A 25,363-nucleotide genomic window follows, 5' to 3' on the forward strand; every position below is an offset into this window, starting at 1 on the left:
TTCCTGGACGCGGACCTGGCCGGCGGTGTCGACATCGTGCAGCTGCGTGACAAGGGTGGCCTGCGGGTCGTCGGCAAGGCGTCCTCGGACCCAGCTCGGGCTCCGGCGGGGTCGACCGCTGTCCGGGCTGCTCAGCAGATACGGGGCAACTGCTCCCCCAGCGGCAGGTCCACCACCCGGGTGCCGCCGAGCCCGGTGGCGACGACGACCATGCCCGGGTGCTCCTCGACGCACTCGCCGACGAGGGTCGCGCCGGTGCCCTGCGGATGGGCGCGCATCGCCGCGAGCACGGCCTCGGCCTCCTGGGGGGGCACGAAGGCGACGAGCCGGCCCTCGTTGGCGACGTACAGCGGGTCCAGGCCGAGGAAGCCGCAGGCGTTCGCGACCTCGTCCGGGACCGGGATGGCCCGCTCCCGCAGCCGTACGCCGGTGCCGGAGGCGCGGGCGATCTCGTTGAGCGAGGTGCCGAGCCCGCCCCGGGTGGGGTCGCGCAGCACGTGGATGTCCCTGGTGACCGCCAGCATGGCCGCCACCAGGCCGGCCAGCGGCGCGGTGTCGGAGGCGATCTCGACCCCGAACTCCAGCCCCTCCCGCACGCTCATGATGGCCACACCGTGCAGGCCGATCGGTCCGCTGACGATGACGGCGTCGCCGGGCCGGGCGCGCTGCGGGCGGATGTCGACTCCGTCGGGGACGAGGCCGACGCCTGCGGTGGTGACGTAGACGCCGTCGCCGTGCCCGGACTCGACCACCTTGGTGTCGCCCGTGGCGACGGTGACGCCCGCCGCCTCGGCCGCCGCCCCGATGGCGCGGGCGATCCGCCCGACGACGGCCAGTTCCACACCCTCCTCCAACACGAAGGCCGTGGAGAGGTAGGCGGGGCGGGCGCCGCTCATGGCCAGGTCGTTGACGGTGCCGTTGACCGCGAGGTCGCCCAGGCTGCCACCGGGGAAGAACAGCGGCCGCACGACGTAGGAGTCGGTGGAGAAGGCCAGCCGGGCGCCGCCCAGGTCGAGGACGGCCGAGTCGGTGAGGGCGGCCAGGGTGGGGTTGCCGTACGCGGGCGCGAAGACCTGCTCGATCAGCTCGGCGGACAGGGCGCCGCCTCCGCCGTGGCCCATGACCACGACCGGCTGGTCGCGCAGGGGTGCGGGGCAGGTCCAGTTCGCGGGGTCGACGGCCGCTTCCGTCGCTTCGGCCGCGTCGGCCGCTTCGGTGGCGAGGTCAGCCAACGGGGTTCATCTCCTCCTGCGGGATACGGGATCCCTGCCGTGCCGGGGAGTCGGTCATCCGGCGGTACAGGTAGTAGGCGGCGCAGGCGCCCTCGCTGGAGACCATGGTGGCGCCCAGCGGGGTGCGCGGGGTGCAGGTCGTGCCGAACGCGGCGCACTCGGTCGGCTTGATCAGGCCCTGCAGCACCTCGCCGGCCCGGCACGCGGCGGGCTCCTCGGTGCGGATGCCGGCGACGTCGAAGCGGTGCTCGGCGTCGTAGGCGCGGAAGGCGTCGGTCAGGCGCCAGCCGCTGAGCGGGATCCGGCCGATGCCGCGCCAGTTGCGGTCGGTGACCTCGAACACCTCCTCGATCATGCGCAGGGCCGCCGGGTTGCCCTGTTCGCGTACGGCCCGGGGGTAGGCGTTCTCCACCCGGTGCTCACCGCGCTCCAGCTGGTGGACGGCGCGGCGGATGCCCTCGAGGATGTCCAGCGGTTCGAAGCCGGTGACGACGACCGGCACCCGGTGCTTCTCGGCCAGGTCCGGGTACTCGGCGGTGCCCATCACGCTGCACACGTGCCCGGCGGCGAGGAAGCCCTGCACCCGGCAGGCGGGCGCCGACATGATGGCGTCGATCGCCGGGGGGACCCGGACGTGGGACACCAGCAGGCTGAAGTTGTCCACGCCGAGGCGGCGGGCCTGGTGCACGGCCATGGCGTTGGCGGGGGCGGTCGTCTCGAAGCCGATCGCGAAGAAGACGACCTGCCGGTCCGGGTTCCTGCGGGCGAGGTCGAGGGCGTCGAGCGGCGAGTACACCACCCGTACGTCACCGCCCTCGCCCTTGACCCGGAACAGGTCCCGGCCGGTGCCGGGCACCCGCAGCATGTCGCCGAAGGAGCAGAAGATCACGTCCGGGCGGGCGGCGATCTCCAGTGCCTTGTCGATGACGTCGAGCGGCGTGACGCACACGGGGCAGCCCGGCCCATGGATCAACTCCACCTCGTCCGGCAGGAGTTGGTCGATGCCGTGACGGATGATGGAGTGGGTCTGGCCGCCGCAGACCTCCATCAGAGCCCAGGAGCGGGTGACGGTGGCACGGATCTCGTCAAGCAACCGGCGCGCCAGATCCGGGTCGTTGAACTCGTCGATGTACTTCACTGGGCCTCACTCCCGCTCTGCTGCCGGGCCGCCTGGTCCCAGGCGTCACCGAACTCCTCCTCCAGCAGACCGAGTTGCTGGAACAGCTCCAGGGACGCCCGGGCCGACTCCTCGTCCAGGCGCTGCAGGGCGAACCCGACGTGGACGATGACGTACTCCCCCACCCGCACATCGGGCAGGTACTCCAGGCACGCCTGCTTCTGCACTCCGCCGAAGTCGATCAGCCCGGTGAGCGGGTCGGCGCCGTCGTCGATGGCCACGACCTTGCCGGGCACTGCCAGACACATGGGTCACTCCGTCTCGTGGTGGGTTGCTGTTCCCGCGACCATGAGCTGACCGAGCGCCAACCCGCCGTCGTTCGGGGGTACTTCGCCGTGCCGGAGGACCGTGAACCGGTCCGCGGCCAGCAGGGCGGCACACTCCTCCTCCAGCAGGGCGTTGGCGAAGACGCCTCCGGTGAGGGCGACCGTGGTCAGGGCGGTCGTTCCGCGGGCCCGTCGGCAGATCTCCGTGACGGCCCGGGCCACGCCCCGGTGGAATCGGGCCGCGAGCACGGGGGCGGGGGTGCCGCGCCGCAGGTCGGTGAGGACGGCCTGCAGCGGGGGCTCGATCTCCCACCTGCCCGCCCGGCTCAGTCGGGCGAGAGGCTGACCGGACGGGACTCCGTGGGGTGGTGGGAGGGTCCGGAACCCGAAGCGGTACGCCCTGGCGTCCGCGTGCCACGCCTCCGTCGCCGCGGCCTCCAGTTCCAGCGCGGCCTGCGCCTCGTACTCCGCGCGGTGGCACACGCCCGCCAGAGACGACACGGCGTCGAAGAGGCGGCCCATACTGGACGTCGGAACACATGCCACCTGGAGGTCCAACTGCTTTTGGAGTACGGCGAGTTCGGACTCGGAGAGCGCGACGGCACTCGGCAGGTCCCGCTCCCACGGCAGTCCCGCTGCCCACAGCCGGGCCAGCGCCAGCCGGCAGGGGTTGGCCACGCCCGCGTCCCCGCCGGGCAGCGGGGCCGGGGTCAGGTGGGCGAAGCGCTGGTAGCCGGAGTAGTCGGAGAGCAGCACCTCGCCGCCCCACACGGTGCCGTCGTCGCCGTACCCGGTGCCGTCGAAGGCGACCCCGATGACGGGTGTGGTGCCGTCAAGGCCGTGTTCGGCCATCGCCGAGGCGATGTGGGCGTGGTGGTGCTGGACCAGCGTCGGCGCATGCAAGGCGAGTTGGGATGATCGGGTCCGTGCCCAGCCCGTCGAGTGGTAACCGGGGTGCCGGTCGGCGGCCACCAGCCGAGGGGGGACTCCCGTGAGGCGGCTGAGGTGCCGTTCGGCCCGCTCGGCCGCCTGGAGGGTGGCCAGGTCGCCCATGTCGCCGATGTGCGGCCCGAACCAGGCGAGGTCTCCCTCGCCCAGGCAGGGCGCGTTCTTCAGGTCGCCGCCGACCGCGAGTGTGGGACGGACCGGGAGCGGGAGGCGCAGCGGGCGGGGGACGTAACCGCGGGAGCGCCGGAGCACCTGTTCGGTGCCGTCGGGGCGCACCCGCAGCAGGGAGTCGTCGCACGGGGAGGCGATGGGCCGGTCGTGGGCGAGCCAGGCGTCGGCGAGTCCGGCCAGCCGGGTCAGCGCCTCGGCGTCGTCGGTGACGATCGGCTCGCCGGAGCGGTTGCCGCTGGTCATGACGAGCACCCGGGGGCCGGGTGGATCGCCGGGCAGCCCGAACAGCAGGGTGTGCACGGGGGTGTAGGGCAGCATCACGCCCACGTGCGGACTGCCGGGGCAGACCTGGTCGGCGAGGCGGAGTCCGTCCGCGGGGGTGCGTCTGCGCAGCAGGACGATGGGGCGCCGGGCACTGGTGAGTGCGGACCGTTCGGCGTCGGAGAGGGCCGCGACGCGCTCCGCCGTGTCGAGGTCGGCGCACATCACGGCGAAGGCCTTGCCGCCGCGTTCCTTGCGGCTGCGCAGGGTGGCGACGGCGCGGGTGTCGGTGGCGTCGCAGGCCAGGTGGTAGCCGCCCACGCCCTTCACCGCGACGATCCGGCCCGCGGCCAGCAGCGCCCGTGCCGTGGCCAGCGCGTCCGCGTCCCGGGCCGGGCGGACGCCGGTTCCGTCGGCCGGGATCAGGCGGAGCCGCGGGCCGCAGTCGGGGCAGGCGATGGGCTGGGCGTGGAAGCGCCGGTCGAGGGGGGCGCCGTACTCCCGGGCGCAGGAGGGGCACATCGGGAAGCCGGCCATGGTGGTGGCGGCGCGGTCGTACGGCATCCCCGTGGCGATGGTGAAGCGGGGGCCGCAGTGGGTGCAGGTGATGAAGGGGTGGCGGTGCCGGCGGTCGGCCGGATCGGCCAGCTCGCGCAGGCAGTCGGCGCAGGTCGCGGTGTCGGGCGGGAGCTGGGTCCGGCCCGCCGACTGCTCGGTGGGGCGGATGGTGAACGGGCCGGTGGTGCCGGTGGCGGGGACGTCCTCGCAGCCGACCCCCGTCACAGCCGACAGCGGGGGCGGTTGCTCGGTCAGCCGGTCGAAGAACCGGCCCACTTCGCCCGCCGGGCCCTCGACCTCGATGAGCACGCCGTTCGCGGTGTTGCTGACGAACCCGGCCAGCTCCAGATCGACGGCCAGCCGGTGCACGTACGGCCGGAAGCCGACCCCCTGCACCGTGCCGCGCACGGTGATCCGGCGGCGGACCGGGCCGGTGACGGGCACGGTCACGAGACGGGAGCGGAGGCGGGGTGGTGGTGACCGTGGGGACGCGGGGCGAGCGGAGGCCGGTGCGGCGGGGCACCGTGCCGGGCGGCGAGGGCGTGGGCCAGGAGGGTGTCGACGCCGTCGCCGGTGCGCGCGCACGACCGTACGATCTCCACCCCCGGGTTGACCCGCTGGACGTTCGCCCGGAAGGCCATCTCGTCGAAGCCGGCCGGCTCGGCCAGGTCGGTCTTGGTGACCACGACCAGGTGGGCGGAGCCGAACGCGGTCGGGTACTTCAGCGGTTTGTCCTCGCCCTCGGTCACCGCCATCAGCACGATCCGCAGGGTCTCGCCGAGGTCGTACGACGCCGGGCACACGAGGTTGCCGACGTTCTCCACGAAGAGCACCGCGGTGTCCGCCGGCAGCCAGCCTTCCAGTCGCCCGCGTACCTGCCGGGCCTCCAGATGGCACAGTCCGTCGGTGAGCAGTTGCTGGACCGGGGCGCCCGAACGCGCCAGCCGGACGGCGTCGTTCTCGGTCGCGAGGTCGGCAGTGAGCGCGGCGACCGGAACGCCGCGCTCCACCGATCGGGCCAGGATCCGGCCGAGGAGTTCGGTCTTGCCGCTGCCCGGGCTGGACAGCAGGTTGACCACCGCGACGCCCTGCCGCGTCAGATCGTCGCGCAGGCTCGCGGCCAGGTCGTCGTTCTTCGCCAGGACGGCCTGCTTGACGTCGGACCGGCACATGGGCGCAGCTCCTCGGAGTCGTGCGGCGGAGCCCCGGCCGTGTCCCGTACGGCCCGGGGTCTCACCGATCTTCGGCTCCGTCGGCCGCGAGGCCGGGCAGCGCAGCCGCGTGCGGGGGTCCGGATTCCATCGGGCGGCCCAACGGCGGTGCGGGCGCGGCGGGGTCGGCCAGCAGTACGGGGACCAGGGTGTGCAGCGCGTCCACGGCCCGGTCGACCGCCTCCCGCACCGGTGTGCTGATCTCCGGCGAGATGTCCTCGTCGCCGCCCGGCAGGACTCCGGGCTCGCAGGCCAGGACGAGGACCCGGGGCAGCGGCTCGTCGCCCAGGTGTGCGGCCAGGGCCAGCACCTTCTGCGGGTCCATGCCGTGTGCCTCGGGCACGGCGGTGCCGTCGGGCGGCTCCGCCTCGATCAGGGTGAGGGTGCCGGGGCGGTGCCCGCGCGGGGCCGCGTCGACCAGGACGGCGGTGGCGCAGCCGTCCAGCAGCGCGTAGGCGAGGTCCATGCCGCGGATACCGAAGTCCCGTACCCGCACCTCCGGCGGCAGCGGGCGCCGGTCCAGGGCACGGATCACCTCGGGGCCGAACGCGTCGTCCCCGAGGAAGATGTTGCCGACGCCCGCCACGAGCAGCCGGGGCCGTGCGGGGCTCACCGGAGGGCTCCGACGGCCGGTGCCAGGGGGCGGGCGTCGCCGGTGGGCTGCTTGCGGACGAAGGCCGACCGCAGGGCGTGGTACGGGGCCGTGGGGTCGAAGAAGATGGCGTACATGCGGGCGAGTTCGTCACGCCGGTAGTCCGCGAGCGGCCGTACCTGCTCGTCGGCGTGGCGTGCCGCGGCCTTGGCGGCGATGCGTCGCCCGAGGTCCGGGGCGGCGGCGAGGCCGGCGGCCAGTCGCTCGACCTCGGCGGCGAACTCCCCCGGCCCGGTGGGCACCAGCCGGTCCACGAGTCCGAGCCGTTCGCCCGACGCGGCGCTCAGCGGCAGCGCCTCGTCAGTCAGCCGGTGGGCGGTGTCGGCTCCGGCGCGGCGCGGCAGCGTGTACGTCCAGAACTCGGATCCGAACAGGCCCATCCGCCGGTAGTGCGGGTTGAGGACGACGCCGGTACGGCACCAGACCTGGTCGGCGGCGAGGGCGAGCATGGCGCCGCCCGCGGCCGCGTTGCCGCCGAGCGCGGCCACCACCAGCCGGTCGGTGGTGCGCAGCACGGCCTCGACGAGGTCGTCCATGGCGGTGAGGTTGGTCCAGGACTCCTCGGCCGGGTCGGCGGAGGCCTCGATGACGTTCAGGTGGATGCCGTTGGAGAAGAAGTCGCGGGCGCCGCCGAGCACCAGGACGGAGGTGGGGCGGGCGAGCGCGTACCGGTAGGCGGCGAGCAGCCGGCGGCACTGGTCGGTGCTCATCGCCCCGCCGGGGAAGGAGAAGCCGAGGAAGCCGACGTGGCCGCGCCGGCGGTAGCGGATGTCGGTCCAGGTGTGGCGGCGCGAGGGCAGTTCGAACGGAACCGGGGCCTCCGGGAGACGGAGCGTGCCGGCGAGTGAGGCGAGCACGGAGGCGGCGGGACGGCGGAAGGGCGCCGGGTCGCCGGAGTTCTTGCGCGGGCGCAGTTCCGGGATCCACACGGCACCGTCCCGAGTGGCCCGGCAGACCGCGCCCGCCCGGGTCGCGAGCAGTTCGCCGGGGCGGCCGCGCAGCCGGTCCTCGGGGTGCCCGCCGTGCAGGAACACCTCGTGGCCGAGGAGTTCGTCCAGGACGCCCGGCTGCGAGTCGGCGCCGCGGAGCTTGCGCAGCACGGTCTCGGTGCTGTCGTGCGCCCAGTCGACGCGCCGCCGCTCCTGCCGGAAGAAGTCGCGCCACACCACGTGGACGGGCGCGTGGGACGTGTCGGGGTCGCCGGTCTGCGGGCGCGGTTTGAACGAGGCGTCGGCGAACCGGCGTACGGCGAGCAGGACGGCGGTCACGGCGGCGTCGGACGCCTCGTTGCGGTACAGGTCGCTCTTGCCGACGGACGGCACGGGGAACGACTCCGCCGCCCAGATGTCCCCGGCGTCCATGGCGGCCTCGGCCTGGAGCACCGTCACGCCCCAGCGCGGCGCCTGCTCGGCGATGGCCCAGTCGAGCGCGGACGGGCCGCGGTCCCCGGGCGGACCCGGATGCACGATGAGGCAGGTGTGCTCCCGCCAGACGTCCTCGGGCAGGGCTGTCTTCAGCATCGGCGCGACGACCAGGTCCGGGCGCCGTTCGTGTACGGCGGCGGAGACCGGGTCGGGGCCGTGCGTGGCGAGTACGACGTCCACGCGGTGTCCCAGGTCGGAGAGTTCGGCGTACAGCCGCTGGGAGAGGCTGTTGAACGCGCTGGCCACGAGCAAAATGTCCATGACATGGCATGTTCGTCCCTCTCGGGGGAGCCGGGAAGAACCCCTGCGGCGTTTCGTTCGCCGCGGGCGGGTCTCTTGCGCCATCCGGATCGCATTCCGGGTGGCCTGTCCGGCACCGCAGGCGCGGATGCGCGGGCCGGGTCCCGGCGGCACGATGGAAGGACGGGCCGGGCCCGGGACAGACCCGCCCCCGTGCTGGAAGTGATCCCATGGCACAGCAATCGGCGACCATGGACCGGACGGCCGCACCGGTCGGGTACGGCAGCGTCTTCTTCGCCGTGATCTGCCTGCCGGCGCCGGCCCTGGAAGCAGCAGTTGCTGTGGCTGGAGACGTATGCGCGTGTGATGCCGGGTGGCCGTCCCCTTCACCCGACGCTCCCCGGAGTCCCAGCGCGGCCGGGCCCTGACATCGTGAGGAAGGAACCGGCCTCATGCATCACGACGAGATCATCGGAAAGGTGCAGGCACTCGCCCAGCTGCCCGACCGGGGGACGGCCGAGCGGGCGACGCACGCCGTGGTGAGCACCCTCTCGGAACGGCTGCCCTCCGGGCTCGCCCGTCATGTGGCCGCTCAGCTGCCGCCGGACCTGGCGGCCGACATGCGGCTCGCGGCGGACGCGGCGGCCGGTGCCGACTCGGGCACCGCGGGTGAGCGGTTCGGGCTGACCGTCTTCGCCGGACGGATCGCCGACCGGGCCGGCACCGACGAGGACACGGCCCTGCGGGACGCCGCGGCCGTACTGGAGGTGCTGGACGCCGCTCTGGCTCCGGAGCTGACCGAGCGGATCGCCGGGGCGCTGCCGGCGGACATCCGGGAGCTGCTGCCCGTGGAGCGCGCCCACGGGTTGTGAAGTCCCCGTTACCGCGCGTTGCGCTGTCCCCTTCTCCGGCTTGCCCTTACCGTTCTCAGGATGTGACGGGCAGTCAGGACGTGGGCGCGGAGCGGAGGCGGAAGACCTGGTGGGCGGTGCGGGTCGGCGAATGAGCAGAGGGCGTCGGGCGGGCGGGGCGGTGCTGGGGAGCCGGCCGGCGCACTCGGTGCGGCTCCCGGCGGCCACCCGCCCGGAGCCCGACATCCCGGCGGCCGGGCGCCCGGTGCCGTGGCTCCGGGTCGCCGCCGCCTACGCCTGGCGCCTCATCCTCGTCGGCATCGTCGTCTACGGCGTCTTCAGCATCCTGGGCCGCTTCCAGCTCATCGCCGTCGCGCTGTTCCTCGCCCTCGTCGTCACCTCGGTCCTGCGCCCCCTCGCCGACTTCCTCAACCGCGTCCTGCCCAGGCCGCTGAGCGTCGCTCTCGCACTCGTCGGCAGCCTGCTGATCCTGCTCGGCCTGCTCGCGCTCGTGGGCAACGCGGTGGCGGGCGAGTCGGCCCGGCTCGTCGGCGAGTTCCGGGGCGGCATCCACCGCATCGAGCAGTGGCTGCAGCGTCCGCCGTTCCGGCTCAGCCCCGGCCGGCTCTCCGATCTGCAGCGCCAGGTGACCGACTACATCTCCGGGCACCGGGCCAGCCTGCTCAGCAGCGCCCTGTCGGGACTGGGCAGAGTCGTCGAGGTGATCACGGGCGCCGCGCTCGCGCTGTTCGCCTCCGCCTTCTTCATCCACTCCGGCGAGCGCATGTGGCGATGGGCGCGCGACCAACTGCTGCCGAGACCTGCCCGGCCGGCCTGGGACCGGGCGGGGAGCGCCGCCTGGCGGACGTTCGCCGGGTACACGCGCGGCATCATCATCGTGGCGGGCACCAACGCCGTGCTCGTCGGCATCGCCCTGTTCGTGCTGCGGGTCCCGCTCGCGCTGCCGCTGACGCTGCTGGAGTTCTTCGCCACGTTCGTGCCCCTGGTGGGTTCACCGGTCGCACTCGGCGTGGCCACCATCGTCGCCCTCGCCGGGCGCGGGCCGCTCACGGCCGCGGCGGTGCTGGTGCTCATCGTCGTCATCGGCCAGCTCGAAGGGCATGTGCTGCACCCGCTGGTGATGAGCTGGGCGGTCCGGCTGCACCCGCTCGTCGTCGCCGTGTCCGTCATCGCGGGCAGCATCGTCGCGGGGGTCGTCGGAGCCGTCGTCGCCGTCCCGCTCATCTCGGTCGTCTGGGCGGTGCTGCGCGCGGTGCGGGCGGTGCCGCCGTGACCGCGGTGACCACGGTCGCGACGACTTGCCTCTGTTTCTGAGGGAGACCACTGCCGCTGAGAGAGACGGCCGTTTCTGGGGGAGACCGCGCCCTGGTCGTCGTACGGCTCAGCGCAGGGCCGCTGCCACGAGGCCGTGGATCTCCGGCGCGGTTACGCCCCCGCCGTTCACCAGCCGGTCGAAGACCAGCCCGTCCACGCAGGTCAGCAGGGTGACCGTACGTTCCTCGGCATCCTCCACGCCCTGCGCGGCCAGGAAGTCCTGCAGGGCCTGCCGCGCCAGGTTCTCGCGGGGCACGAGGATCTCGCGCAGCTCGGGGTGGTGCACGCTCTCGATGGCGCACGCGTACCGCGCGAGGGACCGCCGCCGCCCCTCTCCCGCGAGCCGAAGCCCGGTGAAGGCCAGGAGACCCGCCGTCACTTCGGCGGCGTTCCGGATCGCCGGTGTCCTGCTCCCGATCTCCTGCAGCTCCGCCTGGTCGAGTGCCACCAGGCGTCGGACCAGTGCGGTGAGCAGCGCCTGGCGGGTGCGGTAGTAGGCGGAGGTGGTGCCGGGCGGCAGGTTCGCCGCGCGGTCCACCGCGCGGTGTGTCAGTCCGCGCATGCCGGCGTCGGCGAGCACGCCGATGGCCGCGTCGGCGAGGAGGGTACGTCGATCGGTGGACACCCCCTCTTTCTACACCCCCGCTTCTACAGCCGTAGAGGGCCCGAGTACGCTTTTTCTACATCTGTAGAAGACCCGCGCACGGGGAGGAGACCGACATGGGCGGTACCGCGGTGGTGGTCGGTGGCGGGATCGGAGGGTTGTCCGCGGCGATCGGACTGCGCCGGATCGGCTGGGAGGTGACGGTCCTCGAACGTGCCGGCGTCCTGGCCGACGCGGGTGCGGGCATCTCCCTGCACGCCAACGGGCTGCGCGCACTGGACGTCCTCGGCGTGGGCGCGGCGGTGCGTGCGGCGGCCCGGCCGCAGTACAGCGGGGGCACCCGCACTCCCTCGGGCCGCCTGCTGGCACGCATGGACGGAACCGCGCTCGCGCGCGAGCTGGGCACGCCGATCGTCGGCATCCCGCGCACCACGCTGCACCGCCTGCTGCGTGCGGCGCTGCCTCCGGAGTGCCTGCACGTGGGCGTCACCGTGCCGTCGGTCGACCGCTCGGCCCCCGACCGGATCGCGGTGCCGACCGGAGTGGATGTCCTTGCAGCGGACCTGGTCGTCGCGGCGGACGGCGTGGGCAGCCGGCTGCGCGGCCAGGTGTTCCCGGACCATCCCGGCCCCGTGTACAGCGGGTCGACGGTCCTGCGCGCCATCACCGCGCGCCCGGTGGAGCTGAGCAGCGACTTCGAGCTGACCTGGGGACAGGGGGCGGAGTTCGGCCACATCGCCTTCGCCGACGGGCGCGCCGAGTGGCACGCGGTGCTCAACTCCCCGCCCGGTGTGCGCCATACGGACCCGCTCGGCATGCTGCGCGACCGCTTCGGCGGCTGGCACGAACCGATCCCGGCGCTCCTGGAGGCGACCCGGCCCGAGGCCGTACTGCACCACGACATCCACGAGTTGGTGACACCCCTGCCGGCCTTGGTCGCGGACCGGATCGCGTTCCTCGGCGACGCGGCCCACGCCATGACCCCGCATCTCGGCCAGGGTGCCTGCCAGGCCCTGGAGGACGCCGCCACGCTGGCCGCGGCGCTGGCCGACGCCCCCACGGTCGCATCGGCACTGGCCCGGTACGACGCCGAACGCCGGGCCCGCACCCGCTCGGTCGCCCGCGCGGCCCGGCAGGCCGGCCGGATGGGCCAGCAGCTGGCCCATCCCGCGGCCGTCGCCCTGCGCAACACGGCCCTGCGACTCGCCCCGTCCCGGGCGGCGATCCGGGGCATCCTGCGCCACGCCGACTGGGCACCGCCGAGCCTGGGGTGAGGCAGGTACTCAGCATCCTGACTCCTCGGCCCACGCGGCTGTCATGCCAGGCCGGCACCCCGCAGGACACGGTCGTGCAGAACCTCGCCATCGCCGCCGTGTCATCACCGGCCTGGTCGTCCCGGACCTCGCGGCGACCCTGCCGCTGCCGCTCGGTGTCCTCGGCCACGACGGGCTCGACGGTCGTCGTCGGCCTCAACGGCCTGCGGCTGCTCCGTGAGGCGGCCTGGGTCAGGACCGGTGCCGGCAAGGGGCAGGTGGTCACCACCGGTTCCCGACCCCGGTGACCGGTGCCGTCAGGCGACGGTGGCGTCGGCGACGACCGCGTGGATGTCCGCCGTGATCTGCGTGTCGGCCTCGTCCATGGTGACTCCGAGGAGGAAGGCGGTGCGTTCGCCGTCGACGGTCACCAGGGTCATCTCCAGGCGGGCGGTGCCGTCGTCGCCGTTCCGGATCCGCAGGACGGCCGTGTGGGCGGGCCGGCCGTCCACCTCGGTGGCGTGCGACTCCTCCAAGGTGGCAGGCCGGTCGGGGAAGAAGAACTCGGCGTTGGAGCGGGCGGCGCTCTCGGCCGTCCGGCGCAGTTCCGCGCGCGGTACGGCCTGCGCGGCCCGGCCGGCCAGCACGGTGCCGCCGCCCGCGGAGGCCGCGCCGGAGGTCCTGCTCATCGTCGAGGAGAAGGCGTCGACCAGGTCCTTGTCCTTGGCCGCGTCGTGCTTCCAGCCTTCCGGCACGGCGTAGGACAGTCCGGCGCGCGTGTCGGTGACCCGGGGGCGGCCCGCCAGCGGGTCGTTCTCCTCACCCCTGCTCCACCAGACGGCGGCCATGGCGCACGCGGCGACGAGGATCAGCGCCACCGTGCCCACGAGCAGCCGACGGCGCGGCCGGGGCGGCGCGGGCTGCGGCGCCTGGGCGGGGTACGGGACTTGGGCGATCGGTGAGGGGCTGGTCATGCCCTCAGCCTTCATGATCTCCGGAGGGCGTCGCCTGAGTCGTCGTACTCATCTGCGGTGCCTGGTTCGCCTACGTCTCCTGCGCTGCCCGCACCCCGAACACGGCGGGTCCCACGGTCAGGATCCCGTCGGTCAGCGGCCGGCAGCGCACTCCCCCGCCGCCGCGCAGCGCCCGCTGCGATCCGGGCCCCAGTGTGGTGTCCATCCAGGCGCACGGCCGGGCGGCGCTGCGTACCTCCAGGTCTATGGGCCCGGTGCCGCAGTCGAGGAAGACCGTCGAGCCGATGTAGGCGTCGATGTCCACGCCGCGCAGCAGGACGTTACGACGCGTGCGCAGCAGGTCGGCCTCGCCCGGGCCCCGCTGTGGCAGGCGTTCGACGGCCATGAGGGTGATCGACGCGTTGCGGTGGGCGGGGTGGTTGAAGTACCGGTCCCCGACGATGCCCAGCCCCGCGCGGATCTCGGCGGTCGTCACGAGTTCGTCGGGCGGCAGCTCGGGCAGTCCGTCGCCCGGACGGCCCTCGAACCGGTGCACCGGCGAGAACAGCAGCTGAACGATTTCCACATGCGGCACGCCCCAAGACTAACCAGCGCTCCGTGTCGCCCCGCCGGCGGCGGCACCGCCCTTCAGCAGGAGGCGGCCCCCACCCCGAGCGCGAGGGCCCGGACGCCGGGGGCCTGGGCGTCCTCCCGGTTGGTGTGCCAGGGCACGAAGTCCGCCCAGAAACCGAACGGTTCGAATCGGCGCGAATTCGGCCTGCGGGTGGGGTCGGTGAGAGCTGCTGACCGCAGGGGGTGACCGTCGGTGGTGACCGCCGGTGGCAGAATCCCGCCCATCCGATGATCACCCCGGAGGACGCACGTGACCGTGGACCTGGCCGAGTTCGCCGAGCCGGACGCCGAACACCCGCCCGCCCCCGTCCCCATCGACTGGGATGCTTTGGAGGAGTGGCTGGGGACACGGCTGCCCACCGACTACAAGCTGCTGGCCGACCGGTACGGGCCGGTGGACTTCGGGCAGTTCCTCTGGATCCATGTGCCGTGCGTGCAGCCGGGCAGGTTCGACTACGGCCAGTGGCTGCGGGCCACGCACCGGGAGGCCCGGATCGACGCGCGTGGAGTCCCGGCGGGCGAGCGGCCGTTGCTGCACCCCGAGCCGGGCGGCCTGCTCGCCTGGGGCTGCAGCCGGGGCAGCGACACGCTGTTCTGGGACACCTCGGTGTCCGACGACCCCGACGAGTGGACGGTGGTCGTCACCCACCAGGGGCCCGTGCCCGGCAGCGGCCTGCTCCCCTGGCACCGGTACGACCTCACGCTCACCGAATATCTCCGTCACACCGTCCGCGACACCTGGGAACTCCCCTCCCCGCCGGGCCCGTTGATGGGTCCCCTGCCCGGCACCATCGCGCGCACCGCCTTCCTCGGCACCGCCGAACCGTGGACCCCGCCCGCCCCCGTCCCACCCCGGCTGACCGAGGCGGAGCGCCGGGTCGCCCTGGAGACCGGCACGGGACTGGACGCGCTGCGCCTGCTGACTCCGCCACCGGCCGGGCCACACCTCGGCGACGGCACCTGGGAGGAGCTGTCCGAGCAGTTGGGCACGGCCCTGCCCGGGGAGTACGTGCGGCTGATGGAGACGTACGGCAGCGGATGCTGGAGCGGCTGGCTGCGCTTCCCGGAGCCGCTGCGCACGACGGCCCCGCGCTTCACCGCCTTCGTGGACCAGACGCTCGAGGCCTACGAGTCGCTGAAGTCCGGCCACCCGCAGTGGTATCCCCTCGCCACCTTCCCGGCGCCCGGTGGCTTCCTGCCGTTCGCCGACTCCATCGACGGCGACTACCTGGGCTGGCTCACCGAGGGCGACCGGCCCGACGACTGGCCGCTCGTGTTCTGGCCCCGGCACGCGGACCAGGGGCCGCCGCTGGAGCAGGGGCTGATCGACACTCTGCTGGCCTGGCAGCGTGGGCGGTTCGGCACGGCCGGCCTGTGTGTCCTGGACGAGGACGACGACCCGGTCGAGTTCGCGAACTTCGAGGCCTTCGGCGGGGAGGAGGACCACTGAGCCCCGGCCGTCGGCGAGACGTCCGCACCCGGCATGATGATCACCATGACTCCGATCACCGGCCTGGACCTGACCGGCTTCACCGAGTGTGAGCCCGGCGTGTGGACGGACGCGGCGGGACTCGTCCTGTCGGTCCACTTCTTTCCCCTCGTCCCCGATCTGCCCGCCCCGCTGCACGAGTTCGACCGCCTGCGGACCGGGCTCGCGGCGGGCGTGGGCCAGGCCGGGGGCACGCTCATCGAGGCGGTGCCCGGCACCGTGCACGGCGTTCCGGCGGTCCGTCAGCTGGTGAAGGTGCCCCGGCCGGGCGGACCGCAGGGGCAGGTGTTCCTCGGCTCGTGGACGGTCCCGAAGGCCGGGTGCAGCACGGTCCTGAAGCTGCAGGCCGCGGAGGGCGCGATGACGGGTATGCGCGAGGCCACGGTGATGGCCCAGGTGGGGCCGGAGGCCTACTTCCGTCCCCACCCGTACGCCGCCGGCGGGCAGTTCGGCGGACTCCCGTGTCACGTCGCCGACGACGAGCAGTGGGACGCACTCTTCCCCGGCCACCCGCTCACCCTGGTACGGGCCGCACTGCACCGCATCACGCCGACGGTCACTCTCGACGAGCGCTTCCGGCAACTGCCCCCGTTCGCGGGACCCGTACAGCCCCGGCAGCACGGGTAACTTGCCCCGTGTGACGAGACGCCCTGGTAAGGCGGCCGACGCGCACGGCCCGTCGTCTGACCCTGGCTCACTCTTCCTTCGGACGCCAGGTCTTCCAGATCAGGTCGAGGCGGTCGTACGCGTCGTCGAACCAGGTGTCGGTCAACGGGACGCTCACTGTCACTGTCGTCAGGGACATCGAGTGGTCCCTGATCGTGACTCGGCACCGGTCGTCGTCCTCGTCCAGTTCGATGAACAGCCATGGGGCACGTGTGCCTTCACGCCATGCGATGTCCTGTCCCGCGTCGAGCATGTCCAGGGCCTGCTGCCACCGGCGCAGATCCTCCGGGAAGAGCCAGGTCTTGAGGCTGCCGCGCACGAAGCGTGTGCCGACCTGGAACTCCCCGACCAGCACCTCGGGTTCGTCGGGACGCTTGCCTGCCTCCTTCCCGGTGATCCGGAGGATGACGCTGTTGCCCCCGCCCTCCAGGCGGATCAGGTCGATCGGCTCCTCGGCCATGAAGGCACACCTCCCAGCTCGCGCAGATGATCGAAGACTACGGCCTGGGCTCGGTGTCGAAGGCGACGAACCTCAGCTCCGAGGTGTAGCGCCTGCCCTCGTCGTCGGTGAGCCAGGTCTGCTCCGGGGTGGGCAGCATCTCGGTGATCGTGACCGTGCCCTCCGGGTCCTTGCGGGCGAGGCGGCGCAGGGCCTTGGCGAGGATCGTGACGTAGACGGGGCTGTCGAAGTCGATGTAGAAGGGCCGGGACTCGGTCGGGGAGACGACGAACGCGAACCGGGGCAGGCCGAGTTCGGTGCGCCAGTGGCGGGCGCGGACGAAACGGCGGGCCTCGTCCTTGTCGTCGGCGAAATCCGCCCGGCCGGCGGCCACCCGCCAGGTCTCCCGGGCGATCACCAGGCGGTCCACGCTCACCCGGGGCGAGTGGCCCGTCTCCGGGAGGAGCCGGAACAGGTCCATCGCCAGGGTCGTCAGGACGTGGGAGAAAACGTCCACCGCCGGGAATTCCGAGCCGTCCGGGAGCCGGACGACCAGTCGGCCGTCACGCTCCTCGACCGTGGCATCGGCGCTGCGGACGGTGCGGGGCCGGGCCGGGTCCGCCGTGAAGTCGGCCAGGGCCACCTGGTGGTCCCGGGGTCGTACGAGAGTGTGGCGGATCCTGGCCGAGAGGCGGGCGCGGTGCTCCTTCGGGATCAGGGGCATGAGGCGCGGGCCGGGGTGGTCGCGGTCGGTGAGGCGGAGCAGTTCGTCCGCGTCGGGGTGCTGGTGGGTGAAGAGCGAGGCGCCCAACGTGTTGGCGGCGACGTGGAGTTCACCGAGGACGAGGGTGAAGTCGCCGCGCGCGACCGACTCCGCTCCGTCGGCGGCCAGCATCACGTCCGGGCTGAGATAGCGCGCGGCCGTCCAGCCGCCGCCGGTCGTCCCGAACTCCTCCCTGACCCGAGCTTCGATGTCGGCCAGTCGTACGTCCACGCGGCGGGCCCCGGCCGGCACGGCGAGGACGCGCTGCCAGCGCTCGGCGAACTCCCGCTGGAGTGCCGTGGCCGCGGTGCGCGCCGGGCCGTGCAGCACGGGCAGGCACGCGAACCAGAAGGACGCGAGGTCGACCGGCCCCTCGGCGGCCAGGCGCGCGTACACCCGGTGCGCCTCGGCCGTCACCGTCTCGGCGAGGCGTGAGGTGAGCCAGCCGGCGCTGTCCATCAGGGGCCGCAGCGGGCGCAGGGCGTCGAGTACGGCCGGGCCGATGCGGGCGGTGGCGGCCCGGCGTGTGTCGGAGTACACCAGCGCCCGGCACGGCGCGGTCGACGCGGACTTCTCGCGCACGGCGGGCGTGTCGGTCAGCTCCACGAACGTGCGCTCCAGGCCGGTCATCGCCTCGACCAGCTCGTCGACGTCACGGGCCGCCGCGACCCGGGCGCGGCCCTCCGCAAGCCGGTCCAGGGCCGCGAGGCCCCGGCGGCGCGGCTCGGGCGCCCCGACGGACTCGAGCCAGGACCGCAGGGCGCGGTCCGGGTGGGTGTCGGCGGGGACCTCCAGCCGCCACACCACCCAGCGGCGGGCGACCAGGTCGTCCAGGACGGTGGGCACATCGGTGTCCGGCAGTTCGGCGGCGATGCGCCGGGCCGGGCGGATGCCGTCGCAGCGGGCCAGGACGGCCGCGGCCTCGGCCGACAGGGTCACCGGGCGCCGCCCCGGCACCCGGACCCGGTCCCCGTCCAGGGCGACGAAGGGCACGCGCCGGGGTGCGATCCACTCACGCAGGGCGGGCTCGGCGTCCAGGGTCTTCGCCAGCGCGTCGATGCCCCAACTGGCCCAGTAGACGGTCGAGTCGGCGATCAGGCCGTGCCCGGTGTCGAGCGCGACGCCCGGCACGGCCGGATCCCAGCGGCCCCAGCCGACCGGGCCGAAGAAGCCGATGGTGTCGTTCTTCACGCAGAACCGCTGCCAGTAGTGGGCGACGAGTTCCTCGCGCTGCCGGGGCATGCTGCTGCGGCTCTCCGCCGTCGGGGTCCAGCGCAGGAACGGGGCGATACCGGTACGCAGAACGGTCGGGTTCTGCCAGGCGACCGCCTCACGGAAGGCGGGGGTGCGGGCGATGTTCTGCAGGGTGTGCGCGGTCTCCACGGCGCCCTCGGCGAAGAGGCGGGCGAAGTCCGCCCAGCCGGCGCCGTCCAGGGTGTCGCCGGCGGCGAACTTGTCGGCCGCCTGGGCCAGTCCGGCCGGCGCGAGGCGCAGCACGCCGTCGGCGGGGAAGCCCGGCCCGCGCAGTGCGAACTGCTCCCACAGCCGCCAGCGGCCGAGGGACGGCACGAGGTCTTCGGTCATGGCAGGGCTCTCCTTGGCGAACGCGGGTGGACTGTCCTTGCCTTCCGTGCGCTTGACGGGGTGCGACCTGCGACCGCACCCCGGAGGCCTTCAGGCGGCGCCGTAGTCCGTGTCCACGACCTCGGCCAGGTCGCGGGGCGTGGGGTAGGCGAAGACCAGGGAGACCGGGACGTCCACGCCCAGTGCCTCCTGGAGGCGGCCGGTGATCTGGAAGGCGGTGAGCGAGTCGCCGCCCGCCTCGTAGAAGTCGGTGTCGGCGGTGAGGTCGGCGAGGGCCAGGACGTCCCGGAAGATGCCGACGAGCAGGTCGAGGGTGCTGGTGGCGGTGTCCGTGGTCATGACGTGTGCTCCTTGGAGTGAGGGTGGGTGAGGTGGAGGTCGTGCAGGCGGGCGGGCGTGTTGCCGCCGGAGACGACGGCCACGGCGCGTTCGCGGCGGCCGGCGCGCAGGGCACCGGCCAGGGCCACGGCCCCGCTGGGCTCGGCGTCGATGCCGTACCGGCGCAGCAGGGCCGCGGCGGCGAGGATCTCGGCGTCGCCGACGGCGATCAGGTCGTCGACGCGGTCGCGGATGATCGGGTAGGGGACGGTTCCGGGGCGCTGGCCGCGCAGCCCGTCCGCCACGGTGGTGCTGGGCGGCAGCTGGACCGGACGGCCCGCGGCCAGGGAACGGGCGTAGCGCGCGGTGGCCGCGGGCTCGACGCCGACCACGCGCACCGGGTGGCCGTCGGCGGCGAGACAGACGCCGGCGAGGAGTCCGCCGCCGCCCGTCGGGACGTAGACCGTCCGGGTGTCGGGCGCGTCGGCGAGCACTTCGGCGCCGACCGTGCCCTGTCCGGCGACGACCAGCGGGTGGTCGGAGGAGGGGACGAGGACGGCGTCGTGCTCGCTCGCCAGGGCGCGGGCGCGTTCCTCCCGCTCGGCCACTCCGCCGCCCACCCGCACGGTCTGGGCGCCGAGCGCCCGGATGGCGGCGGCCTTCGCGGGAGCCGCGCCCGCCGCCATGACCACCGTCAGCCGGATGCCGAGCGTGCGGGCGAGGCGGGCCAGGGCGATGCCGTGGTTGCCGGAGGATCCGGTGACGACCTGGTCGGCGCCCAGGGCCAGGACGGCGTTGGCGGCGCCGCGCACTTTGAACGATCCGGCGGGCTGGAGGTGTTCGGCCTTCAGCAGCAGCTGCGGGCCACCCATCGCCGTCGCCGGGCCGGGCAGGAGCGGGGTGTGGACGACGTACGGGGCGATGCGCTCGGCGGCGGCGCGCAGGTCGGCGGGGCCGGGGCGGAGGTCGGCGGGGCCGGGGTGGAGGTCGGCGGGGCCCGAGGGCACCTCTGCGGGACCCGGGCGCACCCCAGCCAGGCCGGGGCACACCTCGGCAGGACCCGGACACACCCCAGCGGGGCCGGGGTGTCGGACGGTCGTAGCCTGGCGCACGTCGGTGGCGGTCATCCGGTGCTCCCGACTCGCCCGGGTTTCCCGGCCCTCCCGACTCTCCCGGCCCTCCTCGCGTCGGCAAGGAGCCTGCGGTCCGCCTTGCCCCCTCGCGTGGTGGGCAGCGTGTCGAGTCGTACGAAGCGGCGGGGCATCAGGTGCGGCGGCAGCAGACGGGCGAGATGGGCGCGCAGCGCCGTGTCCGTGGTGTCGGCCAGCTCGCCCGTGACATGAGCGAGGAGGTACCCGCGTCCCCGGTCGTCGGTATGGGGCGTGACCACGGCTCCGGTGACCGTCGGGTGGGCCAGCAGCACACCCTCGATCTCCGCCGGGTCGACGCGGTAGCCGCGTATCTTCACCTGCCGGTCGGTGCGGCCGGCATAGTGCAGGCCCTCGGGTCCCCACCGGCCGAGGTCGCCGGTGCGGTAGAGGCGGGCGCCGGGCGGACCGTACGGGTCGGGTACGAAGCACTCCGCCGTACGGGCCGGCCGCCCGCCGTAGCCACGGGCCAGGCCGGTTCCACCGATGTACACCTCGCCCACGGTTCCGTCGGCCACGGGCGCCAGGTCGGCGTCCAGGACCCGGATCACGGCTCCGGCGCGGGGCGTGCCCACCGGGTCGGCGGACGGGTCGGGCTGGGCGGGGACGGCGTACCGGGTGGTCGTCATCGTGCACTCGGTCGGGCCGTACTGGTTGACCAGCGTGCCGGGCACGAGGGAGCGGCCGCCCGCGGCGAGGAAGGGCCGCAGCGACTCCCCGCTGGACGCCACCAGTCCGACGCCGGCCAGCGGGTCGCCCAGACCCTGCTGCCCGAACAGGTGGGACAGGAAGGAGGGGGTGGTACTCAGCACGGCGGTGACGCCGTACTCGCGCACCGCGCGGACGAACCCCTCGGGGCGCAGCAGCCGGGCCCGGTCCACGATCACCAGCCGGGCGCCGGCGAGCAGCGGGACGAAGCTGTCCCGGATCGAGGCGTCGTAACCGAGGGGTGCCGTCTGCAGGGCCACCGTGTGCGGGCCGAGGCCGAACGCGCAGGCCGTGTCGCGCAAGTAGGCGTCGAGGCTTCGGTGTTCGACCATGACGGCACTGGGTTCTCCGGTGCTGCCCGAGGTGTGGCTGACGTAGGCGAGGGCGCGGGGGTCGACCGGGCCGGGCGGTGTGTCGTCCGGGGGCAGCGGGTGCGGTTGGCCGAGGAGGGCGGACGGCATCCGCAGGTCCAGGGCGGGGGCCAGTTCGGAGGTGGTCAGGAGCAGGGTGGCGCCCGCACTGCGGGTGAACGCGGCCAGCCGGTCGCGCGGTTGCCCCACGTCGAGCGTCAGGAAGGCCGCCCCGCAGCGCAGGACCGCGGCCATGGCCGCCACCGCCCGGGTGCCGTGCTCGACGGCCACGGCGCACACCGTCTCCGGGCCGACGCCGTGGGCCCGCAGGATCCGGGCCGTCTCCTCGATGTGCTTTGCGAGTTGGGCGTAGGTCACGTCACCGGAAGGCGTGCTGAGCGCGATCCGCCGCGGGTGACGCCGGGCGTGTGCGTCGATGTCGTCGACTACGGTTCGCATCACGCCTCCCCCGTGCCGACGACGGTCTGGTCGACGGCCACGAACCGGAGTTCGGAGGTGTAGCGGCGGCCCTCGTCGTCGGTGAGCCAGGCCTGTTCCGGGGTGGGCAGCATCTCGCTGACCTTCAGCCGGGCCCCGGGGTCCTTGCGGGCGAGCCTGCGGGCCGCCTTGGCGAGGATGGTGACGTACACGGGGCTGTCGAAGTCGACGTAGAACGGGCGGGGTTCGGTCGGGGAGACGACGAAGACGAACCGGGGCAGCTCGTGCCGGCGCTGCCAGTGCCGGGCCCGGACGAAGCGGGCGGCTTCCGCCTTCTCGTCGGCGAAGTCCACTGTGGAGACGGGGAGTTGCCAGGTCTCGCGGGCCACGGTCATGCGGTCGACGGTGATGCGCGGGGTGTGCTCGCCCTCCGGGCGCAGGGTGAAGCGGTCCATGACGCGCTGGGTGAGCGTGTTGGCGTACACGTCGAGGAGGTCGTAGGCCGTGCCGTCGGGCAGGACGGCGGTGAGCCGGCCGGCGCGGTCCTCGACGGTGACGTCCGCGCCGAGCACGGTGCGGGGCCGGTGCGGGTCGCCGGTCTGGTCGACGAGGGCGACGTAGTGGTCCTCGGGCCGGTCCAGGGCGGGGCGGCTGCGCGAGGACCACTTCAGGGGCAGTTCCTTCGGCAGCATGGGCAGCAGGCGCGGGCCGGGGAAGTCGCGGGTGGTCTCGGCGAGGAGCTCGTCCCGGTCGGGGTGCTGGTACACGAACAGGGAGGCGCCCATCGTGTTCAGCGCGCAGTGCATCTCCCCCAGGACCAGTTCGACGTCTCCGCGCGCGAGGGCCTCGTCGTCCTCGGCCGTCACCAGGACGTCGGGGCTGATGTACCGGGCCAGCGACCAGCCGTCGCCCGGTTCGTCGAACTCCCGCCGCACCCGCTCGGCCAGCTCCGCCGTGGACAGCCGGACCCGGCGCGCCCCCGGCGGGAGATCGAGGATCCTCGTCCACTTGGCACGCAGCTCGGCCTGGGCGGCGTCGATGAGGTCGCCGGCGTCCGGGTGCGGAGAGGGCAGGGTGTGCAGCCACAGGGTGGCGAGGTCCACGGGTGCGCCGTCGGCGTGCAGCCGCTCGTGGACGGTGCGCAGGCGGGTGCGGACGGCGTCTGCGAAGCGGTTGGTCATCCAGCGGGCGGCGGTCAGGCACAGCTGGAGCGGCTCCAGCTGGGCGAGGAGTCCGGCACCGGCCGTGGCGGTCGCCGCCCGGCGGGCGTCGGAGTACACCAATCCCCGGCAGGGCGCGGTGCGTTCGCCCTTGGCGCGCTGGGCCTCGCTGTCGGTGAGCGCGGCGAACTCGGCCTCCAGGGCGCCGATCGCGGCGGTCAGCGCGGTGGCGTCGGCACCGGCGGCCCGTACCGCGTCCCGGCCGCGTTCCAGCACGGCGAGCTTGGCGAGCGCCCGCTCGCGGGCCGCCTCGTCGGGTACGCGCTCCAGGATGCGGCGCAGAGCGCGGTCGGGACGGGTCGCGGCGGGGACCTCCAGTTTCCAGTGCACCCAGCGGCGGGAGACCAGTTCGCCCACGATGCGGGAGGCTTCGCCCGGTTGGATGCCCAGGGCGTCGGCGATCGCGTCCGGGTATCGGGTGCCGTCGCACAGCTCCAGAACGGCCAGCTCGGTGGCGCCGATCTGCTGGGCCGGCCGCCCCGGCACCCGCACCGCGCCGTCCGCGCCGCGCACGAAGGACACCCGGCGGGGCGGTATCCAGCGCATCAGGTCCCGGTCCTCGGCCAGCACCTTCGCGAGGGCGTCGATCGCCCAGCCGGAGAAGTACACCTCCGACGCGGCGAGGAAGCCCTGCCCCGGGTCGACGGCGACGGCATCCGGGGTGGACAGGTCCCAGCGGCCCCAGCCGACCGGGCCGAAGAAGCCGATGGTGTCGTTCTTCACGCAGAACCGCTGCCAGTAGTGGGCGACGAGTTCCTCGCGCTGCCGGGGCATGCTGCTGCGGCTCTCCGCCGTCGGGGTCCAGCGCAGGAACGGGGCGATGCCAGTGCGCAGGACGGCCGGGTTCTGCCAGGCCAGAGCCGCCTGGAAGCGGGCCTGGGCGGCGATCTCCTGCAGGTGGCGGGCGGTGCGCACGGCGGCCTCGGAGAGGTCCTCGGTGAAAGCCTGCCACTCGGTGCCGGACAGGTCGGCATCCGGGCCGAACTTGTCGGCGGCCTCGGCGAGTCCGGGCGGGGCGACGCGCAGGACGCCCTCGGCGGGGAAGCCCGGGCCGCGCAGCGCGAACTGTTCCCACAGCCGCCAGCCTCCGCCCGGCAGCAGGACAGGTGCGTGCTCGTCCGACATCGCGTGGCTCCTTCCGGAAAGGGGGTGCGCGGGAATCGCGCGGCTCGGCCGGGCGGCGGGCGCCGCCGGGGGTGTTCCGGGTGCCGGGCTCCCCGCGACCGGTCAGCACCGTCCCGCGGCACGGCCACCCGCCACCAGAGAAGATCCGGCAGCAACGCGCGCCACCGGATCGGCGCGTTCGTCCCTGCCCCGGATGCGCGGCCGCGGGCACGCTGACTTCGTCGGCCCCTGACCTGCGGCCGGCCCATCATCTGCGGGAGGTTCACCGTGACGCACGACAACCTGGCGACCGGTACGGGCGGCGAGGAGGCCGGCCCGGACAGCGACGAGGTGTACCTCGTGGTGCGCAACGACGAGGAGCAGTACTCGATCTGGCGCGCGGACCGCGAGCTGCCCGCGGGCTGGTACCCGGAGGGCCGGCGGGGCGGCCGGCAGGAGTGCCTGGACCACATCGACGTGATCTGGACGGACATGCGCCCGCTCAGCCTGCGCCGCCGGCCGGCCGGGGCAGATGTCTGAGCGCCGCCAGGGTCCGCTCCTGACCCGCCCGGCCAACGCCCCGCCGCCGGGCCGGCTCTGCCCGGCCGTGCTGGACCTGTCGGGTCTGCGGCGCCCGCCACACGTACCTCGGCCCCGGACGCTCGACGGGCCGTTGGAGCTGTACCTGGCCCAGGTCGGTGCCCTGGACGAACACGCGCTGCGCTGTGCGCAGGAGCTGCTGGACGCCGAGGAACGGGCGCGTGCCCGCGCGTTCCGGCACGCCCGGGACCGGGACGCCTACGTCGTGGCGCACGCGGCACTGCGCAACGTCCTGAGCGTTCTGCTGGGCATGCGGGCCGACGCGCTGCCGCTGGTGCGCGAACCGTGCGCGGGCTGCGGCGGACCGCACGGCCGGCCCGCGCTGAGGACGTCGGGGGTGCACTTCTCCCTGTCGCACAGCGGAGGCCTGGTGCTGGTGGCGCTCGCCGCCGCTCCGGTCGGCGTCGACGTGGAGGGGCTGGCCACGGCGCAGGCGGTGCTGAGCGCCCAGTCCGCGTTGCACGTGGCGGAGCGGGACGAGCTGGCCCTGCTGCCCGCGCACGAGCGTCCGGCGGCGTTCACCCGGGCCTGGGTCCGCAAGGAGGCCTACCTCAAGGGCCTGGGCACGGGCCTGGTGCGCGATCCCGCGCTGGACTACGTCGGCACCGGACCACTGCCGGTCGCACCGGCACCGGGCTGGACCCTGCGGGACGTCCTCGTGCCGGGCGGGTACAGGGACCGATCGTGCTGCTCCTGGGCGTCTGCGGCCTCGCCGGATACGCCGGCCTGTACTTCGCGCCGGCCGCCGGCGCCTGGGCCTGGGCCGT

25 protein-coding genes are annotated in these 25,363 nt (G+C 74.1%); 8 read left to right on the forward strand and 17 right to left on the reverse strand.

The window, feature by feature from the left end:
* Positions 1 to 131 precede the first annotated feature (131 nt).
* The 7 genes from hypE to ACWC5O_RS42920 all read right to left on the reverse strand — a co-directional run bounded on the left by hypE (position 132) and on the right by ACWC5O_RS42920 (position 8,161).
* Positions 132 to 1,121: a hydrogenase expression/formation protein HypE gene (gene hypE / locus ACWC5O_RS42890; protein ID WP_450591656.1), complete on the reverse strand. Its 990-nt coding sequence runs from the start codon at positions 1,119 to 1,121 to the stop codon at positions 132 to 134.
* A 103-nt stretch (positions 1,122 to 1,224) separates the two neighbouring features.
* Complete coding sequence (gene hypD / locus ACWC5O_RS42895; RefSeq protein WP_450591611.1) at positions 1,225 to 2,370, reverse strand: hydrogenase formation protein HypD; 1,146 nt, start codon at positions 2,368 to 2,370, stop codon at positions 1,225 to 1,227.
* The gene (locus tag ACWC5O_RS42900) at positions 2,367 to 2,657 is read right to left on the reverse strand and encodes a HypC/HybG/HupF family hydrogenase formation chaperone (RefSeq protein ID WP_450591612.1); all 291 of its coding nucleotides are present in this window, start codon (positions 2,655 to 2,657) and stop codon (positions 2,367 to 2,369) included. Before ACWC5O_RS42900 ends, hypD begins: the two co-directional genes overlap by 4 nt.
* A gap of 3 nt (positions 2,658 to 2,660) precedes the next feature.
* The gene (gene hypF / locus ACWC5O_RS42905) at positions 2,661 to 5,063 is read right to left on the reverse strand and encodes a carbamoyltransferase HypF (protein ID WP_450591613.1); all 2,403 of its coding nucleotides are present in this window, start codon (positions 5,061 to 5,063) and stop codon (positions 2,661 to 2,663) included.
* Positions 5,060 to 5,785 carry a hydrogenase nickel incorporation protein HypB gene (gene hypB, locus ACWC5O_RS42910; protein ID WP_450591615.1) on the reverse strand — a complete coding sequence of 242 codons (726 nt, stop codon included), beginning with the start codon at positions 5,783 to 5,785 and terminating at the stop codon, positions 5,060 to 5,062. Before hypB ends, hypF begins: the two co-directional genes overlap by 4 nt.
* Before the next feature lie 61 nt (positions 5,786 to 5,846).
* Complete coding sequence (locus ACWC5O_RS42915) at positions 5,847 to 6,437, reverse strand: hydrogenase maturation protease (RefSeq protein WP_450591617.1); 591 nt, start codon at positions 6,435 to 6,437, stop codon at positions 5,847 to 5,849.
* Positions 6,434 to 8,161 carry a hydrogenase maturation protein gene (locus ACWC5O_RS42920; RefSeq protein WP_450591618.1) on the reverse strand — a complete coding sequence of 576 codons (1,728 nt, stop codon included), beginning with the start codon at positions 8,159 to 8,161 and terminating at the stop codon, positions 6,434 to 6,436. The genes ACWC5O_RS42915 and ACWC5O_RS42920 overlap by 4 nt, the downstream gene beginning before the upstream one ends.
* Before the next feature lie 431 nt (positions 8,162 to 8,592).
* On the opposite strand from ACWC5O_RS42920, the gene ACWC5O_RS42925 reads away from it, so the two are divergent.
* Positions 8,593 to 9,012, forward strand: a complete 420-nt coding sequence (locus ACWC5O_RS42925) for a DUF2267 domain-containing protein (protein WP_450591619.1) — start codon at positions 8,593 to 8,595, stop codon at positions 9,010 to 9,012.
* Between the two features lie 130 nt (positions 9,013 to 9,142).
* The gene (locus ACWC5O_RS42930; protein ID WP_450591621.1) at positions 9,143 to 10,285 is read left to right on the forward strand and encodes an AI-2E family transporter; all 1,143 of its coding nucleotides are present in this window, start codon (positions 9,143 to 9,145) and stop codon (positions 10,283 to 10,285) included.
* A 108-nt stretch (positions 10,286 to 10,393) separates the two neighbouring features.
* On the opposite strand, the gene ACWC5O_RS42935 is transcribed toward ACWC5O_RS42930, so the two are convergent.
* Positions 10,394 to 10,951, reverse strand: a complete 558-nt coding sequence (locus ACWC5O_RS42935; protein ID WP_450591622.1) for a TetR/AcrR family transcriptional regulator — start codon at positions 10,949 to 10,951, stop codon at positions 10,394 to 10,396.
* A 95-nt stretch (positions 10,952 to 11,046) separates the two neighbouring features.
* Here ACWC5O_RS42935 and ACWC5O_RS42940 point away from each other — a divergent pair, with 95 nt between their 5' ends.
* Together ACWC5O_RS42940 and ACWC5O_RS42945 are read left to right on the forward strand one after the other, a co-directional pair.
* Positions 11,047 to 12,204 (forward strand): FAD-dependent monooxygenase, encoded by a 1,158-nt coding sequence (locus ACWC5O_RS42940; RefSeq protein ID WP_450591623.1) that lies wholly within the window; start codon positions 11,047 to 11,049, stop codon positions 12,202 to 12,204.
* Positions 12,205 to 12,278: 74 nt separating this feature from the next.
* Entirely contained in the window at positions 12,279 to 12,491 is a 213-nt protein-coding gene (locus ACWC5O_RS42945; protein ID WP_450591624.1) for a cation transporter P-type ATPase D, read from the forward strand.
* 9 nt (positions 12,492 to 12,500) lie between these two features.
* Here the strand turns inward: ACWC5O_RS42945 and ACWC5O_RS42950 are convergent, their stop codons facing one another.
* From ACWC5O_RS42950 to ACWC5O_RS42960, 3 genes are all read right to left on the reverse strand, one after another.
* On the reverse strand, positions 12,501 to 13,157 hold the full coding sequence (locus ACWC5O_RS42950; protein ID WP_450591626.1) for a hypothetical protein: 657 nt from the start codon (positions 13,155 to 13,157) through the stop codon (positions 12,501 to 12,503).
* Between the two features lie 70 nt (positions 13,158 to 13,227).
* Positions 13,228 to 13,731 (reverse strand): molybdenum cofactor biosysynthesis protein, encoded by a 504-nt coding sequence (locus tag ACWC5O_RS42955; protein ID WP_450591628.1) that lies wholly within the window; start codon positions 13,729 to 13,731, stop codon positions 13,228 to 13,230.
* Between the two features lie 53 nt (positions 13,732 to 13,784).
* The gene (locus ACWC5O_RS42960; protein ID WP_450591630.1) at positions 13,785 to 13,994 is read right to left on the reverse strand and encodes a hypothetical protein; all 210 of its coding nucleotides are present in this window, start codon (positions 13,992 to 13,994) and stop codon (positions 13,785 to 13,787) included.
* 25 nt (positions 13,995 to 14,019) lie between these two features.
* On the opposite strand from ACWC5O_RS42960, the gene ACWC5O_RS42965 reads away from it, so the two are divergent.
* Positions 14,020 to 15,219, forward strand: a complete 1,200-nt coding sequence (locus ACWC5O_RS42965) for an SMI1/KNR4 family protein (RefSeq protein ID WP_450591632.1) — start codon at positions 14,020 to 14,022, stop codon at positions 15,217 to 15,219.
* A gap of 45 nt (positions 15,220 to 15,264) precedes the next feature.
* Complete coding sequence (locus ACWC5O_RS42970; protein ID WP_450591634.1) at positions 15,265 to 15,885, forward strand: hypothetical protein; 621 nt, start codon at positions 15,265 to 15,267, stop codon at positions 15,883 to 15,885.
* 67 nt (positions 15,886 to 15,952) lie between these two features.
* On the opposite strand, the gene ACWC5O_RS42975 is transcribed toward ACWC5O_RS42970, so the two are convergent.
* From ACWC5O_RS42975 to ACWC5O_RS43000, 6 genes are all read right to left on the reverse strand, one after another.
* The gene (locus tag ACWC5O_RS42975; protein ID WP_450591636.1) at positions 15,953 to 16,384 is read right to left on the reverse strand and encodes a DUF5959 family protein; all 432 of its coding nucleotides are present in this window, start codon (positions 16,382 to 16,384) and stop codon (positions 15,953 to 15,955) included.
* Between the two features lie 37 nt (positions 16,385 to 16,421).
* Entirely contained in the window at positions 16,422 to 18,710 is a 2,289-nt protein-coding gene (locus tag ACWC5O_RS42980) for a lantibiotic dehydratase (protein WP_450591638.1), read from the reverse strand.
* 90 nt (positions 18,711 to 18,800) lie between these two features.
* Entirely contained in the window at positions 18,801 to 19,049 is a 249-nt protein-coding gene (locus ACWC5O_RS42985; RefSeq protein WP_450591640.1) for an acyl carrier protein, read from the reverse strand.
* A complete protein-coding gene (locus tag ACWC5O_RS42990) occupies positions 19,046 to 20,155 on the reverse strand; it encodes a threonine ammonia-lyase (RefSeq protein ID WP_450591642.1) in 1,110 nt (369 codons plus the stop codon). Before ACWC5O_RS42990 ends, ACWC5O_RS42985 begins: the two co-directional genes overlap by 4 nt.
* Complete coding sequence (locus ACWC5O_RS42995; RefSeq protein ID WP_450591644.1) at positions 20,152 to 21,693, reverse strand: amino acid adenylation domain-containing protein; 1,542 nt, start codon at positions 21,691 to 21,693, stop codon at positions 20,152 to 20,154. The genes ACWC5O_RS42990 and ACWC5O_RS42995 overlap by 4 nt, the downstream gene beginning before the upstream one ends.
* A complete protein-coding gene (locus ACWC5O_RS43000; RefSeq protein ID WP_450591646.1) occupies positions 21,693 to 24,017 on the reverse strand; it encodes a lantibiotic dehydratase in 2,325 nt (774 codons plus the stop codon). The genes ACWC5O_RS42995 and ACWC5O_RS43000 overlap by 1 nt, the downstream gene beginning before the upstream one ends.
* A 282-nt stretch (positions 24,018 to 24,299) precedes the next feature.
* On the opposite strand from ACWC5O_RS43000, the gene ACWC5O_RS43005 reads away from it, so the two are divergent.
* Positions 24,300 to 24,536 carry an MbtH family protein gene (locus ACWC5O_RS43005; RefSeq protein ID WP_450591658.1) on the forward strand — a complete coding sequence of 79 codons (237 nt, stop codon included), beginning with the start codon at positions 24,300 to 24,302 and terminating at the stop codon, positions 24,534 to 24,536.
* On the forward strand, positions 24,529 to 25,363 hold an 835-nt coding region (locus ACWC5O_RS43010), incomplete at its 3' end, for a 4'-phosphopantetheinyl transferase family protein (protein WP_450781247.1). The genes ACWC5O_RS43005 and ACWC5O_RS43010, both read left to right, overlap by 8 nt.

Source organism: Streptomyces sp. NPDC001450 (assembly GCF_053597295.1).

Excerpts from the sequence above, each read along its gene's own strand:
- ACWC5O_RS42900 (WP_450591612.1), bottom strand. The coding sequence starts at position 2,657 with ATGTGTCTGGCAGTGCCCGGCAAGGTCGTGGCCATCGACGACGGCGCC.
- ACWC5O_RS42940 (WP_450591623.1), top strand. The coding sequence starts at position 11,047 with ATGGGCGGTACCGCGGTGGTGGTCGGTGGCGGGATCGGAGGGTTGTCC.
- ACWC5O_RS42950 (WP_450591626.1), bottom strand. The coding sequence starts at position 13,157 with ATGACCAGCCCCTCACCGATCGCCCAAGTCCCGTACCCCGCCCAGGCG.
- ACWC5O_RS42925 (WP_450591619.1), top strand. The coding sequence starts at position 8,593 with ATGCATCACGACGAGATCATCGGAAAGGTGCAGGCACTCGCCCAGCTG.
- ACWC5O_RS42985 (WP_450591640.1), bottom strand. The coding sequence starts at position 19,049 with ATGACCACGGACACCGCCACCAGCACCCTCGACCTGCTCGTCGGCATC.
- ACWC5O_RS42970 (WP_450591634.1), top strand. The coding sequence starts at position 15,265 with ATGACTCCGATCACCGGCCTGGACCTGACCGGCTTCACCGAGTGTGAG.
- ACWC5O_RS43000 (WP_450591646.1), bottom strand. The coding sequence starts at position 24,017 with ATGTCGGACGAGCACGCACCTGTCCTGCTGCCGGGCGGAGGCTGGCGG.
- ACWC5O_RS42995 (WP_450591644.1), bottom strand. The coding sequence starts at position 21,693 with ATGCGAACCGTAGTCGACGACATCGACGCACACGCCCGGCGTCACCCG.
- ACWC5O_RS42975 (WP_450591636.1), bottom strand. The coding sequence starts at position 16,384 with ATGGCCGAGGAGCCGATCGACCTGATCCGCCTGGAGGGCGGGGGCAAC.
- ACWC5O_RS42980 (WP_450591638.1), bottom strand. The coding sequence starts at position 18,710 with ATGACCGAAGACCTCGTGCCGTCCCTCGGCCGCTGGCGGCTGTGGGAG.
- ACWC5O_RS42930 (WP_450591621.1), top strand. The coding sequence starts at position 9,143 with ATGAGCAGAGGGCGTCGGGCGGGCGGGGCGGTGCTGGGGAGCCGGCCG.
- ACWC5O_RS42920 (WP_450591618.1), bottom strand. The coding sequence starts at position 8,161 with ATGGACATTTTGCTCGTGGCCAGCGCGTTCAACAGCCTCTCCCAGCGG.
- ACWC5O_RS42960 (WP_450591630.1), bottom strand. The coding sequence starts at position 13,994 with ATGGGCGGGATTCTGCCACCGGCGGTCACCACCGACGGTCACCCCCTG.
- hypE (WP_450591656.1), bottom strand. The coding sequence starts at position 1,121 with ATGGGCCACGGCGGAGGCGGCGCCCTGTCCGCCGAGCTGATCGAGCAG.
- ACWC5O_RS42990 (WP_450591642.1), bottom strand. The coding sequence starts at position 20,155 with ATGACCGCCACCGACGTGCGCCAGGCTACGACCGTCCGACACCCCGGC.
- hypB (WP_450591615.1), bottom strand. The coding sequence starts at position 5,785 with ATGTGCCGGTCCGACGTCAAGCAGGCCGTCCTGGCGAAGAACGACGAC.